This is a genomic window from Pseudomonadota bacterium (assembly GCA_016711215.1).
Lineage (GTDB): Bacteria > Myxococcota_A > Polyangia.
In genome coordinates, this window is record JADJTL010000003.1 from 667,175 (window position 1) to 683,828 (window position 16,654).

14 protein-coding genes are annotated in these 16,654 nt (G+C 72.3%); 10 read left to right on the forward strand and 4 right to left on the reverse strand.

From position 1 onward, the window contains the following. Window positions 1-145: 145 nt before the first annotated feature. The 4 genes from IPL40_11585 to IPL40_11600 all read left to right on the forward strand — a co-directional run bounded on the left by IPL40_11585 (window position 146) and on the right by IPL40_11600 (window position 5,218). Window positions 146-979, forward strand: coding sequence for a YceI family protein (locus IPL40_11585; GenBank protein ID MBK8481803.1), 834 nt, complete (start codon window positions 146-148; stop codon window positions 977-979). A 43-nt stretch (window positions 980-1,022) separates the two neighbouring features. Beyond that, on the forward strand, window positions 1,023-2,000 hold the full coding sequence (locus tag IPL40_11590) for a hypothetical protein (protein ID MBK8481804.1): 978 nt from the start codon (window positions 1,023-1,025) through the stop codon (window positions 1,998-2,000). A gap of 70 nt (window positions 2,001-2,070) precedes the next feature. Further along, window positions 2,071-4,731, forward strand: coding sequence for a lipopolysaccharide biosynthesis protein (locus IPL40_11595; GenBank protein ID MBK8481805.1), 2,661 nt, complete (start codon window positions 2,071-2,073; stop codon window positions 4,729-4,731). Next, complete coding sequence (locus IPL40_11600; protein MBK8481806.1) at window positions 4,703-5,218, forward strand: low molecular weight phosphotyrosine protein phosphatase; 516 nt, start codon at window positions 4,703-4,705, stop codon at window positions 5,216-5,218. Before IPL40_11595 ends, IPL40_11600 begins: the two co-directional genes overlap by 29 nt. A 68-nt stretch (window positions 5,219-5,286) precedes the next feature. Here IPL40_11600 and IPL40_11605 read toward each other — a convergent pair whose 3' ends face one another. Then, window positions 5,287-6,114, reverse strand: coding sequence for an alpha/beta fold hydrolase (locus IPL40_11605; GenBank protein MBK8481807.1), 828 nt, complete (start codon window positions 6,112-6,114; stop codon window positions 5,287-5,289). Between the two features lie 806 nt (window positions 6,115-6,920). Here IPL40_11605 and IPL40_11610 point away from each other — a divergent pair. Next, window positions 6,921-7,406, forward strand: coding sequence for a hypothetical protein (locus IPL40_11610; GenBank protein MBK8481808.1), 486 nt, complete (start codon window positions 6,921-6,923; stop codon window positions 7,404-7,406). 42 nt (window positions 7,407-7,448) lie between these two features. Here the strand turns inward: IPL40_11610 and IPL40_11615 are convergent, their stop codons facing one another. Then, window positions 7,449-8,756, reverse strand: coding sequence for a UDP-glucose/GDP-mannose dehydrogenase family protein (locus IPL40_11615; protein ID MBK8481809.1), 1,308 nt, complete (start codon window positions 8,754-8,756; stop codon window positions 7,449-7,451). A gap of 154 nt (window positions 8,757-8,910) precedes the next feature. On the opposite strand from IPL40_11615, the gene IPL40_11620 reads away from it, so the two are divergent. Further along, window positions 8,911-10,062 (forward strand): PAS domain-containing protein, encoded by a 1,152-nt coding sequence (locus tag IPL40_11620; GenBank protein MBK8481810.1) that lies wholly within the window; start codon window positions 8,911-8,913, stop codon window positions 10,060-10,062. Beyond that, window positions 10,059-11,642: a response regulator gene (locus IPL40_11625; protein ID MBK8481811.1), complete on the forward strand. Its 1,584-nt coding sequence runs from the start codon at window positions 10,059-10,061 to the stop codon at window positions 11,640-11,642. The genes IPL40_11620 and IPL40_11625 overlap by 4 nt, the downstream gene beginning before the upstream one ends. A gap of 7 nt (window positions 11,643-11,649) precedes the next feature. Here the strand turns inward: IPL40_11625 and IPL40_11630 are convergent, their stop codons facing one another. Both IPL40_11630 and IPL40_11635 read right to left on the reverse strand, forming a co-directional pair. Next, window positions 11,650-12,474, reverse strand: a complete 825-nt coding sequence (locus tag IPL40_11630; GenBank protein ID MBK8481812.1) for an alpha/beta hydrolase — start codon at window positions 12,472-12,474, stop codon at window positions 11,650-11,652. 15 nt (window positions 12,475-12,489) lie between these two features. Next, on the reverse strand, window positions 12,490-13,299 hold the full coding sequence (locus IPL40_11635) for an enoyl-CoA hydratase/isomerase family protein (protein ID MBK8481813.1): 810 nt from the start codon (window positions 13,297-13,299) through the stop codon (window positions 12,490-12,492). A gap of 204 nt (window positions 13,300-13,503) precedes the next feature. On the opposite strand from IPL40_11635, the gene IPL40_11640 reads away from it, so the two are divergent. From IPL40_11640 to IPL40_11650, 3 genes are read left to right on the forward strand one after another with little or no spacing between them, the layout of a single operon-like run. Continuing rightward, window positions 13,504-14,313, forward strand: a complete 810-nt coding sequence (locus IPL40_11640) for a ParB N-terminal domain-containing protein (GenBank protein MBK8481814.1) — start codon at window positions 13,504-13,506, stop codon at window positions 14,311-14,313. A gap of 55 nt (window positions 14,314-14,368) precedes the next feature. Next, the gene (locus IPL40_11645) at window positions 14,369-15,805 is read left to right on the forward strand and encodes a DUF2029 domain-containing protein (protein MBK8481815.1); all 1,437 of its coding nucleotides are present in this window, start codon (window positions 14,369-14,371) and stop codon (window positions 15,803-15,805) included. Between the two features lie 51 nt (window positions 15,806-15,856). Beyond that, window positions 15,857-16,648, forward strand: a complete 792-nt coding sequence (locus IPL40_11650; protein MBK8481816.1) for a Uma2 family endonuclease — start codon at window positions 15,857-15,859, stop codon at window positions 16,646-16,648. Window positions 16,649-16,654 lie beyond the last annotated feature (6 nt).

A 16,654-nucleotide genomic window follows, 5' to 3' on the forward strand; every position in this document is an offset into this window, starting at 1 on the left:
GCCTTGCCTTTAGCGTTGGCCTGCGATAGACGGGTCGCGAAGTCAAACGCTTTCGGTGCTGCATAGCTCCCGCACGCGCGGACGTCCGAGGGGCTCTTTCGCCCGTGCCATCAGGGCCGACAGCAAAGCAAGGAGCAACGAGGAAATGATCATGATGACCAAGTTCGCGAGGACGGCGAGGCTGCTACTGACCACGGCTGGAGGGCTGGCGTTGGTGCTCGACGGCGGCGTCGCCGGGGCGCGCGGGCTGGCGAATGTCGCCAAGGCGGCGGCCGCCTCGACGGCCAAGGCGGGGGCTACGGCCACCACCAAGCTCAATGAGGCCCCCGCCAAGGCGAGCGAGGCGACGACCAAGGCGGCAGCCGCCACGCCCGTGAAGGCCGCAGCCGCCACGACCGCGACGATCACCGAAGCTCCGGCCAAGACGGCCGCGGCTACCGCGACGATCAAGGAGGCGGCGGCCAAGGCCGTGGCAGGCGAGCAGTATAAGATCGACCCCGAGCATTCGTCGGTGGTGTTTCAGGCCGAGCATCTCGGTGCCGGCATCACCAGCGGCGGCTTCTTCCGCGGCGTGACGGGCAGCTTCACCGTGGGCAAGAAGCCGGCGGATAGCGCGGTCACGGTCGAGATCGACACCGACTCGATCTACACCGGCGTGCAGAAGCGCGACCTCCACCTCAAGAGCCCCGACTTCCTCAACACCAAGCAGTTCCCCAAGATCAGCTTCGTCAGCACGAAGGTGATCAATGCCGGCAAGGGCGTCAGCGTGACCGGGAATCTGACGCTGCACGGGACCACCAAGCCCGTGACGGTGCGGCTGCTCAAGGTCGGCGCGGCGAAGGATCCCTGGGGTAACTTCCGCACGGGTTACGCTGGTGAGCTGACGATCAAGCGCAGCGAGTACGGCGTCGCCGGCATGCCCGGCGGGGTCGGCGAGAAGCTCAAGCTGGCGATCGCCATCGAGGGTATCCGCCAGTAGAGCCAAGGGGAGCCATCGAGATCGCGCTGAGGAGGTCCGCTCCATGGTAACCGCTGTATTACTGTGGGGCGCCCTCGTCCCAGCGCTGCTCTCGGCGACCCTCTTCCTCGCCGCCAGCCGCCCTTGGGCCGCAAGCACGGCCGCGAGCACCGCCGCCCTCCCCGCATCCGAGGCGTCTGCCGCGGCCGGGGTAGGCCAGCCCCTTGGGCGCTGGGGCGCCGCCCTGGCGCTCGCTGCCGGCTATATCGCGGGACATTGGGGCCTGGCCGGCGGCCCGCTCTCGGCCAACAACGACGTCAGCCAGACCCTCCTCTACCTGGCGGCGCTCGGCGGTGCGCTGGGCGCGCTGGACGCGCTATGGCAACGACCGATCGCCCTGCGTTGGGGGCTGCGCCTCTTGGCCTGCGCCGGGAGCGCCTGGCTGCTCGTCCGCCCGCTGGCGGCGCAGGGCGGCCCCATCGCCCAATACGGCCTCGCCGCGGCGACGGTGGCCGGCGGCATGCTCGCCGTCTGGTCGATCCTCGACGGCGCTGCCGCGCGCGAGCCAGGACCGGGCCTCGGCCTGGCGCTCTTGCTTTGGGTCGTCGCCGGCGCCGCCGTGCTCGTGATGGCAGGAACCGCCGCCGTCGGCCAGCTCGCGGGCGCCGCCGCGGCAGCGCTAGGGGGGCTCTGGGTGGTCACCTGGCGCTGGCCCGCCAGCGGGCGGCTGACCAGCGCCGCCCCGGTCCTGGCGCTCGTCGCCGTGGGCCAGTGGGCTGTCGGCCTGCTCTACGCCGAGCTGCCCAAGGCGAGCTTCGTGCTGCTCGTGCTGGCGCCGCTCGGGCTGGTGCTGGTGCAGCTCCCACGACTGGCCCGCTGCCGGCCCCTGACCCGCCACGCGCTGCGACTGGGGCTCGTGGCGCTGCTGGCGATCCCCGCCGTGGCGCTCGCCGCGCGGGACTATTTCGCGGCCAGCGCATCGTCGCCGCGCAACCCGGCCGCCGGCGGCGAGAGCACCAGCGACCCCAACTACGGCTATTGACCGCGGCCTCCGCGGCGCACGCCGCTGGCCGGTGAACGCGCCCCCGCGAGCGCCCGAAGCGAAATCCTTCATGACGCTCGGTTACCTCCAGCGCGCGAGCCCTCACGTCGTCGTGCTGCTCGTCGTGCGGCTGGTCGTGCTGCTCGTGCCGGTGGCCGCCCGCGGCGCGCGCCCCGGGCCAGCAACGACACCGCTGGCGATCGTCGGGGAGCGTGATCAGGCGGCGCAGGCGCTGCGGGAACGCCTGCTGATCGATCCCCGCTTCGTCCCCGCCGCGATCGAGCGCGCGCGCGTGATCTGGGCCGTCGGAGACCTCTCGCCGGCGCTGCAGGCGCGCGTGCTCGCCCAGGTCCGAGCGCGGGGGGCGGGCCTGGTGGTCGTGCCGGGTCGCGCGCCTGCGCCGTGGCTGCGCGCGCTGGGCCTGACCCTGCGCGGCGCGGCCACCCGGCCGATCACGGCGCGCGCCACGGCGCTCGCCCCGCGCCTGCTCGCCGGCGATGTGGTTTGGGCCAGCGCCCCGCAGCTCGGCGCGCGCTATCGGCTCGACCCGCGCAGCGACCCGCGCCGCGACCAGCTGGGCGGCGCCTCCCAGGTGCTGATCGAGGCGACCGCCGAGGCCGACGGCGCACGCGAGCCCCTGCTGCTGGCCGGCAGCCTCGGGCGTGGCCGGGTCTACGTCTGGGCCGCGCGCCTCACCGCCGCGAGCAACCGCGAGCTGCTGCTTTGGCCCTATTGCGGCTACCTCTTCTACTGGCTCTCGAGCGAGGCCGCCGGCGAGCGCCCGCTGCGCTTCGCCGACTGGCCCGGCGCGCCGGTCCCGGGGCCCAGCAAGCTCGGCCTGCTCTTGCTGCTGCTCGGTCTCGGCTGGGCAGTCACCGTCGCGCTCTTCGCCCGCGCGCGCGCCTACAGCCGCGCCCACCCGGAGCTGGCGACGACCTTCTTCGCTAACGAGCGTGCCAACGCCGCCCCAGCGGGCCCTGGCGGCGGCGACGCGCGCGGCGGCTGGAGCCGGATCGGCTTCGCGCGCCCGCTGGCCGGGTTTCTCACGCTGACGTCGATTCTGCTGCTGCTCTTCGTGCCCTACTACTGGCTGACGAACATCTTGATCCCGAACCGCGTGCAGCCCTTCCCCCAGGCCAAGGGCATCTGGGACTTCTCCTGGGAGGCGCTCCAGGTCGCCTGGTTCCTCTTCGACGCCGGCACCTTCACCGCCTTCGTCAAGTACTTCGCCGAGTACCGCAGTAAGGACCCGGCGCGGGCGCTGCGTTCGGCGCAGTTCTTCGTCTGGTGGCAGATCCTCAGCGGCCTGGTCTTCGTCACGCTGGCCAGCCTCGGCGCGCTGCTGATCCTGCCGCATACGCGCTACAGCTACAGCGCTCACTTCGTCGTGCTGATCGCCCTGATCCAGTACCCCGGCATCTTCGGCCTGATGACGGTATTCTTTCAGGCCTACCAGCGCTTCGACCTCAACGTCGGCCTCGACCTGCTCTCCGACTGGCTGCTGCGCTTCGCGCTCCAGATCCCCTGCGTGTTGCTGCTGCGGGCCTGGGGTCGCTCGCATCCGCAGTACGGCGAGGCCTTCGGCGCGGCGCTCGGGATTGGCGTCGGCTTCTACCTCTCGATGATCGTCACCTTCGTCATCGGCGTGCCGATCTATCGGCGGCAGGGGCTGCGCCTGCTCCCGCTCTTCCTCGTGCACTTCGATCTCGGCACCGCCAAGCAGCTGCTCTCCTACGGCCTGCGCGTGGTCAGCGGCCAGGTCTTCTATCGCGCGGCCAAGACGGTCGAGCGCGTCGTGATCTCGCTGCTGCTGATCAACTACACCGAGTGGCTCGGCATCGAATCGCAGATCCACTACAATCTGATGTTCCTCTTTCCGATCGCCTATCGCTTCTTCGAGACCGCGATGGCCGCGATCAGCGAGAGCCATGGCAACGGCAAGCACACGCTGACGCAGTACTACCTCGCCCGCTTTCTTCAGATCGGCGGGCTCTACGCGGCCGTCGGTGCCAGCCTGCTCTGGGCCCTCGGGCCCGCCTTCGTCCGCCAGGCGATGGAGCCGCAGTGGGCCCGCGCCGCCGAGTATCTGACCCTCGCCGCGCTCGTCGGCGTCTTCTTCGCGCCAGCGTGGCTGAGCGACATGCTGCAGAAGGGCGCGGGCCGCCCGGGGCTCTTCGCGCTGATGCTCGGCGGCGAGCAAGCGCTGCGCATCGCGCTCTTCTGGGTGCTGATCCCCAGGCTGCAGTTCACGGGCTTCTACGTCGCGCTGCTGGCCACCATCGCCCTCAAGGTGATCGTCGGCTGGAGCATCAACCATCGCTCGATCGTCCGCGTGCGCTTCTTCGCCTGGCAGATGGCGGTCGCCCCGCTGCTGACCGGCGCGCTCAACTACGCGCTCTGGCGCCTGCTCGCCGCCGCCCTGCCGCCGCTCGGCTCGGTGGGCTTCACGGTCTTCTTCTTCGGCGCGGCGCTGCTCTCGTTCCCGATCTGCTTCTTCGCCCTCGGGCTCTGCGGCGGCTTCGACCGCTATCTGGCCGAGGAGCTGGCGCAGGCCTGGCGCATGACCGGCGCCCTGCGCCCGGTGGCGCGGATGCTCTACAGCGCCGCGGCGCTGGGCTGGCGGCTCAGCCCGCTGCACGATCGTTTCCCCATCACCCTCGCGCCCCAAGCGGCGATCGAGGCCCAGGAGCTGGAGCAGAGTCATGGAGCGGTCGGTCCTCGCAGTAGCTGAGCGCCCCGAGGCCAGCGCACGCGGCGTGATCTTCGTCTGTCTGGGCAATATCTGCCGCTCGCCGACGGGCGAAGGCGTGCTGCGCCAGCTCGTGGCCGCGCAGGGCCTCGAGGCGCAGATCCCGGTCGAGTCGGCGGGCACCCTCGAGCATATGGTCGGAGCGCCACGGGATGCGCGCATGCGCGCGGCGGCGGCGCGACGCGGGTACCTGCTCGAGGGCCGCGCGCAAACCTTCTGCAGCCCCGACTTCGAGCGCTTCGCGCTGATCGTCGCGATGGATCGCGCCAACCTCGAGGTGCTCTACGCGCTCGATCCGCAGGCGCGCTACCGCGACAAGACCAGGCTGCTGAGCAGCTTTCTGCCCGCGGGAACGCCGCTCGATGTGCCGGATCCCTACCGCGGCGGGGCCGAGGGCTTCGAGCGCGTGCTCGACCTGATCGAGGCCGCCTGCCCCGTGATCCTGCGGCAGCTGCTGCCCGAGCGCTGAGCGCGCGGCGGCCGCCGACGCCAGCACGCGGCGCCCGACCGGCGGCCCTAGCAGCGGCGAGGCGCGCGCTAGGGCGCCGCCTCGGCCACCGCCAGCGGCAGCGCCCAGGGCCAAGCGTCGCCGCGGCGCAGCGCGTCGGCGAAGCCGAGGATGTGCTGCTCGATCAGCGCACGATCGTGGTCGAGCAGCGCCAGATGGAAAGAGCGCCGCAGCGGCACGATCACCGCGGGGCCCGCCACCAGCCCAGCGATCGCCGGCGTGTTCTCAGGCGGCACGACGTGATCCTGCTGCGAGCAACAGAGCAGCAGCGGCAGCTCGAGCTGGCGCAGCCGCTCGCGCAGGCGCGGCAGCTCGTCCAGCATCGACTGGGCCGCGCGGGTCGGTAGCCACTCGTAGGCCTGCTCGTCGACCCCGGGACGCGCCGCGTCGTTGCGCACGAGCCCGGCGAGCCGCGGCGGGATCGCGGGGACGAGCCGAGCGACCAGCGGCGCCAGTCGCGCGACCAGCCCGGCGCGATCGAGCACGGCAGCGTTGATCGCCACCACGCCCACCACGCCCGGCAGGCGGCCGCAGCCGACATCGAGCGCGAGGGTGCCGCCGAGCGACTGCCCTACGAGCAGCACCTGATCGCAGCTCGCGGCCAGCTCGTGTGCCGCCTGCTCGACGGCCGCGCGCCAGTCGGCGTAGCGCGTCGCGGCCATGTCGCGCCAGTTGGTGCCGTGCCCGGGCAGGCGGGGCACCTCGATGCGAAAGCCGTGAAGGGCCAAGGCCTCGGCGAGTGGCCGTGTCGTCAGGGGATTGCTGCTGATGCCATGAATGATCGCGAGGCCGACGCGCCCGCGCTCCCCGGAGCCCGGCGCCGCCCACGCCTCCATCCCCTCGCCGATCTGCGCCATACCTGAAGACCTCGCCAAGCTGTGGATCGGGCCATCATACGCGCCCCGCGCGGTCGGAGCGATGATCCCCGTCACGTCGGCCCGTCGCGTCGGCGACAGGCGGCTACCGAACTGGCCGGCGCCGAAGAGGGCTGGCCGATCCTCGGTGAGCGCCCTGCCACCTTGGCGAATCTGGACTATTTGTGGGCTGTTTGATTGTTGCAAAGATCACGAAGAGTCGGCAGACTCCGTCCCGCTTGGCACTGGCTTTGCTCAGCCGAAACAGCAGGTTGGCAGCAGGAGACGGTAGCATGCGGCTGTTGCGCTCGATGCTCGTCTGGGGGGTAGTGGCGGCGGCAGGCGCGGGAGCCCCGCAAAGGGCGGCCGCGTGGGGCGGCGCGTCGTCGGCGAGCGCGGCGAAGAGGGCGCCGGCGAGCGCGGCGGAGCGGTCGGGCGCCCGGTCGGGCAAGCTCCAGTGGGCCAAGCTCGGGACACTGGTCACGAGGCTGCAGGCGGCCGCGACGCGACTCAACCCCTTCAGCCTGGAGTCTAGGCCTCCGGCCGCGCGCGCGAGGACGTCCGGCCGTCGCTCCCTCCGGTCGCGCCAAGGCGGCTTTCTAGGCGTCCGCAGCGAGCAAGGCGCGACGCCCAGAGCCACGGGTGAAGCAAAGAGGCGCGAGCCCGCCCGGGCGGGTGCGACGAACGCGAGCCGACGCGCCGCGGCCAGCAAGGACCCGACGGCTCGGGCCGAGAAGGCGATCTTCAAGCCCTTGAGAGCCCCGCCTGGCCCCGCCACGCCCCGGGCGCAGGGGCCGCTCGAAGCCGTCGTGGCGCAGCTGGTCGCGCCGCTCGTCGCTGACGCGCACGGGCGCTCGGAACAAAGAGACCACGCAGGGGCCAGGCAGGGCTACCAGCGGGCGCTCTCGCTCCTAAATGCTCTCCACGCGGCAACCCGCGCGCTGCGCTGGTCCGAAGCGGCGGGTCCGCTGACGGCGGCAGCCACTGAAGCCACCCGCCGCGCCAAGCAAACGGGCAACGCGCCGCTTGCCGGAGCCGCCGCCTCGGTGCTGGAGGCGACGCGACGGCCCGACGCCCCCTTGATCGAGGCGCTGCGGCATCCGGACCAGCTCGTGGCCCTCTCGGGCTACACGCGCGCAGTGCTGACCTTCATGGGAGCGGAGGACCAAAGGGTGCGCAAGAAGGAGGCCCCAATGCTCGCACCCGCGGCGTCAACGAGCAGCACGGCACCCAACACGCACCAAAGCTGGGGAGGGCGAGTCGCTGCGCTCTTCGCCTCGCCAGCGGCGATCTAGGCGCCTTGCTCAAGGCCCCCCTAAGGGGAGAAGGCCAGCCCCCTAGCGCCCGATGCCCGTGTAGCGGAAGCCCAGCTCGCTGACGAAGGCGCGCTCCCAGATGTTGCGGCCGTCGAAGAGGTTCGGCTGGCGCATCAGCCCGCGCACGCGGCGGAAGTCGGGGCGGCGGTAGGCGCGCCACTCGGTCACCAGCAGCAGCGCGTCGGCGCCGCGGACGGCCTCGTAGTTGTCGGCGCAGTAGGTGACGCGCTCCGACGGCGGCAAGAGCGCGGCGAAGTTTTCGCCCGCGACGGGATCGTGCAAGCGCAGGCGCACCCCCGCGGCCGCCAGGCGCTGCACGATCGCCAGCGCCGGCGCCTCGCGCACGTCGTCGGTCTGCGGCTTGAACGCCAGGCCCCAGAGCGCCACCGTCGCCTCGCTCGCCCGCGCGCCGAGCTGCTCGAGCACGAGCTCGGCCAAGTATTGCTTCTGCCGCTCGTTGACCCGCTCGACCGCGTCGATCACCTCGAGCGGCAGCGCGTGCTCGCGCGCCGTGGCGATCAGCGCCTTGAGGTCCTTGGGGAAGCACGAGCCGCCGTAGCCGACCCCGGGGAAGAGGAACTTCGAGCCGATGCGGTCGTCCCAGGCCATGCCCGTCCGCACCTGCTCGACATCGGCGCCGACCTGCGTACAGAGCCGCGCCAGCTCGTTGACGAAGGAGATCCGCGTCGCCAGCATCGCGTTGCAGGCGTACTTGGTGACCTCGGCGGAGCGCGCGTCCATCAGCACGATGCGCTCGAGCGTGCGGACGAAGGGCGCATAGAGATAGCGCATGCGCTCGCGGGCGCGCTCGTCGTCGGTGCCGATCACGACGCGCGCGGGCTTCATGAAGTCGTTGACCGCGTCGCCCTCCTTGAGGAACTCCGGGTTCGAGACGACGGCGAAGTCCTTGCCCGCGCCCTCCTCGCGCAGAATCGCGAGCACGCGGTCGGCCGTCCCGACCGGCACCGTGCTCTTGTTGACGACCACCGTGAAGCCGGTGGCATGACGCGCCACCGCGCGCGCGACCTCCCAGACCTGCGACAGGTCGGCCGAGCCGTCGTCCCGCGGCGGCGTCCCGACGGCGATGAAGACGAGGTCGACATCGACGACCGCGCGCGCGACCTCGCTGCTGAAGCGCAGGCGGCCTTCCCGTACGTTGCGCTGCACGAGCGGTTCCAGGCCGGGCTCGTAGATCGGGATCTTCCCCTGGCCTAGCGCCTCGACCTTGCGCAGGTCGACATCGACGCACTCGACGTCGTTGCCGAAGTCGGCGAAGCCCGCCCCGGCCACCAAGCCCACATAGCCCGTTCCCACCACGCAAATTCGCATCGCTGCGGGCCTCCCGTCGCCCCGGACCTAGACCTAACCCGAGGGCCGTATTCTTCACAAGCGGGCTCAGGGGCGTTAGCTTGTGGGCTCGGCTGGCCGGCGCGCCGTGGATCTTCCGCGAGCGCGGTGGCCGCAGGGGTACGGGGGACAGACCGTGTCAGCGGCCCAGACGCCAGGCAAGAGCGCGACGCGCACCTGGACCCATGAGGCGATGGACGCGATCGGCGCCGGGGTCATCGTCTTCGACGGCGCCGGGCGCATCCTGCTCGCCAATCCACGCGCGGCCTCGATCCTCGGTCGCAGCGTGGCCGAGCTCCAGGGCTGTCGCGTCGACGAGGTGCTGGCGCCCCTGGCGCAGCTGCTGACGCCGAGCAGTCGCCCCGAGCGCGGCCAGCTCGAGGTCACGCTCAGCGACGGCCGTCAGTTCGCGCTCGGCTATTCGATCACGACCTTCGTGCCGACGCAGGCCAGCCCGCGCGCGAAGCACCACGTCTGCCTCTTTCAGGACATCAGCATCGTCACGCGCCTGCGCGAGGAGCGCGACCGGCTGCTGCAGCTCGCGGCGGTCGGCTCGCTGATGCCACCCCTGCTGCATGAGCTGCGCAATCCGCTCGCGGCGATCAGCACGACGACGGAGCTCTTGCTCGAGGAGCATCCGGCGGCGAGCGCGCGCAACGACCTCTTGAGCATTCTCGACGAGGTGCAGCGCATCAACCTGATCAGCCAGCGGCTGCGCGGCATGGACGAGGTCGGCCGGCCGCTGCGGACCCGGCAGCCGGCCGACGCGGCCGGCGCGATCGCCGAGGTGGTGACGCTCTTGCGACCGACGGCAGAGCGCAACGGCGCCCGCCTGAGCTTCGACGCCGGCGAGCTGCCAGCGCTGCCGCTCGAGCCGAGCGTGCTGCGCAGCATCACGCTCAATCTGGTCACCAACGCGGTCGAGGCCTGCGCGCGCGGCGGGGAGATCCGCGTGCACGCGCGCCACTACCGCGGTCAGATCTTCGAGCTCACGGTCGAGGACGACGGAGCCGGGATGAGCGACGAGGTGCTCGCGCACTGCACGGACCTGTTCTTCACCACCAAGCGCCGGGGCAGCGGCTTGGGCCTGACGCTCTGCCGGCAGGCGGCCGAGGCGGCGGCGGGCAGCCTGACGGTGCGCCAACGCGCCGGGGGCGGCACCTGCGCTGTCGTCACGGTGCCGCTGGTGGAGGGCGCCATCGACGCGCCCCGGGCCGAGCCGGAACCCAAAGCCGCGAGCGGCGTCAGCGCCGCGCGCGTACGAGGGCAGTCGGAGCCGCAGCCATGAGCCCAGCGGAGCGCGACGCCAGCGAGAAGCAGGTGCTGATCGTCGAAGACGAGACGCTGCTGCGCACCTCGATGGTCCGTGGGATCGCCAAGCTACCGGGCGTCGTGGTGCGCGGCGCCGGCACGATCGCCGAGGCCACGCGGGCGATCGCTGCGCGGCCGCCCGACCTGCTGGTCGCCGACCTCGATCTCCCCGACGGCACCGGGCTCGAGCTGATCAGCCTGCTCGACGAGCGAAGCCTCGAGGTGCCGATTCTCTTTGTCTCCGGCTACGTCAGCACCTATCAGCGCCGGATTCCCTCACGCATGAACATCGAGGTGCATGAGAAGCCGCTGGCGCTCGAGCGGCTGCGCGAGCTGGTGCAGCAGCGGCTGGCGCCGCGCGCCGCGCCGGCCGTCGCGACGGGCGCCGCGCCGGATGCCACGGAGGACGCCCCTTTCTCGGCGCTCGATTACATCCAGGTCTCCTGCATGGGCAGGCATTCGGTGCTGCTGCGGATGGAGCGCGAGGGGATCGAGGCCGGCGAGATCCACATCGTCGACGGGGAGCTCTGGTCGGCGCGCGACGCGACCGGCCTGGGCTACGACGCGCTCAAGCGCCTGGTCTTTTCGACGACCCAGCGCGTGAGCTGCCGCAGCAGCAAGGCGCCCGAGGTGGAACGCAACCTCAACGGCGGCTGGGAGCAGATCCTGCTCGACGCGGCGCGAGAGATGGACGAGGCGGAGCGCGAGCAACAAAGCGCGCCGGCCACGGCGCCGCGCGGGGCGCGCAGTCCGCGCCTGACGGCCGTGCATGCGGTCGTCGGTGCGCCGGCGATGCCGCCGGAGGACGCTTGGTCGCTCGGCGGCGACGAGCTGCTCAGCCAGGAGCCCGATGGAGCCACCATCCCGGTGCAGGCGGGCGCGACGCCCCCGCCGCGCCGCTCGGCGACACCCCCGCCGGCACCCCCGCCGGCACCCTCGGCGCCACCCGCAACGGCACGCGCACCAGCGCCCTCCCGGCCGGGGCCGCCGCCACCGCCTGCGATCACCGCAAGAGCCACCGCGAAGGGCGACGCACCACGCCTCCCGCCACCCCTACCACCAACACCGCCCCTGCCCACGCCGGCCCCGCTGCCAGCGGAGCCGCCTTTCAGCGCCCTCGCCGCGTCGGCTGGACGAACGGCGCGGGTGGCCCGACCCACCGCGGCACAGCGCGTGCGCGCCCGCCGACGCCGTCGGCTTTGGATCGTGCTCGCCCTGCTGGTCCCAGCCTTGCTGCTCTTGCTCGCGTTCGTCGGCTGGCGCGACGCGCGCTGGCGGCCTGGGGCCTTTCGACCGGTGCCGCCGCAGACGGGCTACGCCATCAGCGTCGGCTCGATGGCCGAGCTCTACGCCGCCGTCCCACGGCGCACGCGCAAGGGGATGCGCGTCACCTGGCAGCTCCTCGGCACGGCCTACCCGAAGCAACCGCTGCTCGGCGGCCTGCCAGCGGGCGACCACGAGCTGCGCGCGATCTTCTACGAGAGCAACCGCTCCATCGTGCGCCGCCTCGTGATCCGCCAGGGCGCGCGCACGCCCCTGCACCTCGAGGGGCCCTAGCCGTCGCTCAGGGCCAGGGTGCGAGCCGCGCCAGCAGCGCCGGCAGCACCGCCGGGCGCTCGAGCGGGAAGCAATGACCCGCCTGCTCGACGACCGTCAGCCCTGCGCCTCGCAGCTCCTGCGCGAGCACGACGGCGTTGGCCGGCGCGATCACGCGATCGCCGTCGCCGGTCACCACCTCGGTCGGACAGTCGATCAGCCGTAGGCGTGCGCCGATGTCGTGCGCGGCGCCGGCGGCGAGCTGCCCCTCGACGCCCGCAGCGCGCGGGCGATCGGCGTCGCTCCCGTCGCGCAGCACGCGCAGCCAGGCGGCCAGCACCTGCTGCGCCCGCGCCGGCGCCGCGGGGTGCAAGAGCAGGCGACCGAGGCGCTCTGGCGAGGCGGCACCGAGCAGCTCGGCGGCGAGCAGCGCCAGCGCCCGCGCGCGGGGTGGCGTGCCGAGGGGCGGCCCGCAGGTCGTCGCCGCGAGCAAGAGCCCGCGCACCAGCGCCGGGTGGCGCAGCGCGAGGTGCTGCGCGATCAACCCGCCAAAGGACAGGCCGACGATCACCGCCGGCGCCGTGCCTGCGTCGCTGATCACCGCGGCGAGATCGTCGGCGAGCTGCTCGAGCTGGTAGGGCGGCGGCGGCGTCGCCGAGCGTCCCGTGCCGCGGTTATCGGGCAGCAGCACCTCGTAGCCGCGATGCGCGAGCCCATCGGGCAGGCCCATCCAGGAGTGCCCCGAGAGCCCCAGCCCGGCGACCAGCACCACACGCGGGCCCGCGCCGGGGCGATGCTCATAGGCCAGGCGCACGCCCGCGCGCTCCACGTATTTGACCAACGCGGCTGCCATCGACGAGCGCGCCCCTCAGTGTCCGCCGAAGCGCGGCTCGCGGCGCTCGCTCAGCGCCGCCACCCCCTCGACGAAGTCCTCCGTGCCAGCACTACGGCCGATCGCCAGGCGCTCGAGCTCGAGCTGGGTTTCGAAGCCGTGCAGACCGCTGCCGTGCAGCAGGGCCCGCAGCTCCGCATAGGCGCGGGTGGGTCCCTGGGCCAGGCGCTGCGCCAGCGCCACGGCCTCCTGCGCCAGCACCTGGTCGTCGAGCACCCGCGAGACCAAGCCGCAGCGCTGCGCCTCGCCGGCATCGAGCGTGCGGTTGGTCAGCAGCAGCTCGGCCGCCAAGGCCGCACCGACCGCCCGCGGCAGCAAGAAGGTGCTGCCCCCATCGGGCGAGAGGCCGAGCGTCGTATAGGCCAGCGTGAAGGTCGCCGAGCGCGCGGCCCAGACCACGTCGGCGACGAGTGCCAGCCCGACGCCTGCACCGGCGGTGAGTCCATTGACGGCGCAGATGAGGGGCTTGGGAAGGCGATAGAGGGTCGCGATCGCCTGGTGCAGCACGGACGCCTCGGCGAGCACCGCGGCCGTGCTCGCCGCCCGGCCCGCGGCGGTCCAGACGCGCATCTGCTTGACGTCGCCGCCGGCGCAGAAGGCCCGCCCCGCGCCGGTCAAGAGGACAGCCCGCGCCGCGTCGTCGAGCGCCGCCCGGCTCGCGGCCTCGCGCAGCGCCGCGAGCGTCGGTGGGTCGAGCGCATTGAGCGCGCGCGGCCGATCGAGCGTGATCGTCGCCACGCCGGCGCTGACCTCGTAGCGCACCCTCGCCGTGTCTGTCTCCGTCATCGCCACGCCTCCCCGCGCTGCTCGCTTGCGTCGCCGGCCGCCGAGCATAGTCACCCACCAGCCGGGTCGCCGGCCAGCAAAGTCCTTCGGCAGCCGAGGCCGCGCTGGGCGTCGGCCGGCGCGCGGCTGGGGCTTCGCGACCAGAACGGAATCTGTTAAGCAAGGGGCCAAGCTTGCATGCCATCAGGGAAGGAGGCCGCCACGATGCTGACGACCAAGCGCTTCGACTATGTGCCCTTCGAGGCGATCCAGGTCCATCCGGACGTGAGCAACCATCGCTCGCTCGACCCGCGCAAGGTCGAGCACTACCAGCACGACATCCTCAAGAACGGCCTGCTCGAGCCGCTGGTGGTCTGGGAGAAGCGACCGGGGCAGCTCTTTCTCGTCGGCGGCTTTCACCGCCGCGCGGCGATTGACCGCATTCGTCGCGCCAATCCGGGCTACTTCGACCGGGTCGACACGCGCGTCGTCGCCGGCGACCTCGACGAGATTCGCGCGCTGAACCTCAAGCTCAACGCCGATCGCCTCGACGCCAAGATCACCGACTACTTCGACGTCGTGATCTATCTCAACAACGCCAACTGGTCGGTGCAGCGCATCGGTCAGTTCCTCGACAAGAGCGAGAGCTGGATCGGTGACCTCCTGCGCTACGCGCCGAGCATGGACGCGCGCGTCCGTGAGCTGGTCGCCGCCGGCAAGCTGAGCTGGAACCGCGCCAAGGCGATTTGCCGCGCCGTGCAGGACGCCGTCCCGGGGCAAGAGCGGCAGGTGCTCGAGGAGCAGCTGCGCAGCGCCACCGACGGCAACAACGGAGCGCCCAAGCCGCGCAAGCCGCTGACGCTGCGTCACGCCAAGAAGCGCCTCGGCCTGCAGGCCGCCCGCCACCCCGAGCGCAGCTACCAGGTCACCGACGACGACCTGCTCGCGCTGCTGCTCGTCGTCGAAGGCAAGTACTACGAGCCCGAGCACCTCGAGCGCGTCCGCCGCGTCTTCCCAGGCCTGGCGGAGGCGTAGCGGCCCGCGCCTGCCGGGCGCGCGACCAAGGCTCATCTCCTCTATCATCCCGCTGATGGCACGGCGCAGAGCGAAGCGACCAGGGCGGAGGGCGGCGCTGGCGCCCCGCGGCACGGGGAGGCCGGGCGCCGCGCGGCGAGCGCGCTGGTGGCTGCTGCTGCCGCTGGCGGCGTTGCACCTGGCGCTCGTCGTCGACGTGGCGCGACAGCCGCTGGCCACCGAGGCCACCTCGGCCTCGCATCGCGCGGTGATCTGGCCGCTGCATAACGATACGATTCATCGCATCGGGCCGGGCGCAGACTTCTTCGCCGTCTACCACGCCGGCCAGGCGCTGGCGGCGGGGCTCGACCCTTACCAGCAGCTCGAGACGCCGCGGCGCACGCCCTACTGGTTTCCCTTTCGCTACCTGCCGCTGGTCGGGCAGACGCTGGGGCGCGCGGCCAGCGCCTTCGCGCCCCAGACAGCCTACCTGCTGTGGCTGGCGCTGACCGAGCTGATGCTCTTGGGTCTCGTCGGCGCGCTGCTCGCCCGGCAGACCCGCGTCGCCTGGCAACGCGAGGTCGCGTTGGGCGCGCTGCTGCTGAGCAGCCCCTACCTGCTCGAGCTGCACATGGGGCAGTTCACCTTCGTGACGGTCGCGGCCGTGGCCCTCGCGGTGCTCCTCGACGCGCGCGGCCCGGCCCACTCGCCCGCGCGCTGGTCGCTGCGGCTCGGCGCCGCGCTGGCCTATACCGGCGCCCTGCTGCTGAAGCTCTTCCCCGCCGTGGCCATACCGGCACTGCTGCGCCAGCGCCGCTACTGGCCGCTGCTGGCGCTGGCGCTCGGCGCCCTGACGGCCGCGCTGCTAAACGACTTCGCGGGCCACCCGCAGCGGCTACGCACCTTCTGGGAGCTCAACTTCTCGCAGCCCGTGGGCGGCATGGACGGCGGCAACGTCGGGCTCGTCTACGCGGCGTATCTGGCGCTGGAGCGCCTCTGGCCCGCCTGGCACGCGGCGCATTGGAGCAGCTTCCTCGGCCTCTGGCGGATCGGCGTGTTGGGGGCCAGCGCCTTGGTGGTGCTGCTGGCCCGCGGGCGCGACCTCAGCGTCGGCGTCGCGCTGCTCTTGCTGGGGCATTTCGTCAGCTATGCGCACGTCTGGGAGCACCACACCAGCGGGGTCCTCGTGCTGGGCGTGCTGCTGCTCCTGGCCGAGGCGCCAGGCGCCGCGCCACAGCCGCGCCGGCCCCGCTGGGATACGGCCGTCGTCGTCGCCGCCCTCGTGCTGCTCGCGCTGCCGACCCCCTTCGCCCTCTTCGACCTCGAGAAGGATCCGCGCGTGGTCGACCCCTCTGCCGCCTGGCCCCTCGCCGCGCGCTATCTGGTGGTGTTGAGCAAGGCGCTGCCCACCGCCGCGCTCTTCGTGGTCGCCCTGTCGCGGCAGCTCAAGGGCGGCAAGGCTGCAGCACCGGCGACGGCTGCGGGACAGGTCGCGGGACAAGCCACGAGATAGGCCGCAGGCAGGCTGTTGCACCCGCCGCGGGGGCGCGGCTAGACTGAGTGGATGCCGGCGCCCACCGCTATCATCGACGCCAACGACCCGCGCGCCCCGACGCAGGAGCGCTGGGACCGCCTCAGCGCCGACGAGCGCAGCGCCGTCGTGGCCCAGCTTCCCGCGGCCATCCCGCCCGAGCTCTTCATGCCGGAGGGCGACCGCCATCGCAAGGCCAAGGCCAGCGCCATCAGCGCCCTCGATGCCTTCTTCCGCCGCATCGGTCGCAAGGTGTATCTGTCTTCCGAGCTCAACGTCTTCTACCCCGGTGAGCCTCGCTTCCACCCGGACGTGCTGGCGGTGCTCGACGTCGACCCGGGCGAGCGCGACAAGTGGGTCGTCTCGCAGGAGGGGAAGGGCCTCGACTGGGTGCTCGAGGTCCACGTCTGGGGCGAGCTGCACAAGGACCAGACCGTCAATGTGGAGCGCTACGCGCGGCTCGGCATTCCCGAGTACTTCATCTTCGACCGCCTGCGCGGGCGCCTGACGGGCTACCGACTCGCCACCGCCGCGCAGCGCCGCTATCAGCCGATCCTGGCCCAACACGGGCGCTACCCCTCGGCCGTGCTCGGCCTGGAGCTGGCGCTCGAGCAAGAGCGGCTGCGCTTCTACTACGGCACGGCGCCGCTGCCCGAGGCCGACGAGCTCGCGCTGCGACTGGAGTCGATGGTCGATGGCCTGGTCAGCCAGCGCCTCGAGGCCGAAGAACGCGCCGAGCAAGAACAGCAGCGCGCCGACCGCGCTGAAGCACGCCTGCTGCAGCTCGAAGCCGAGTTCGAGCGACTGCGGCGCGGCGCGACCTAGTCAGCG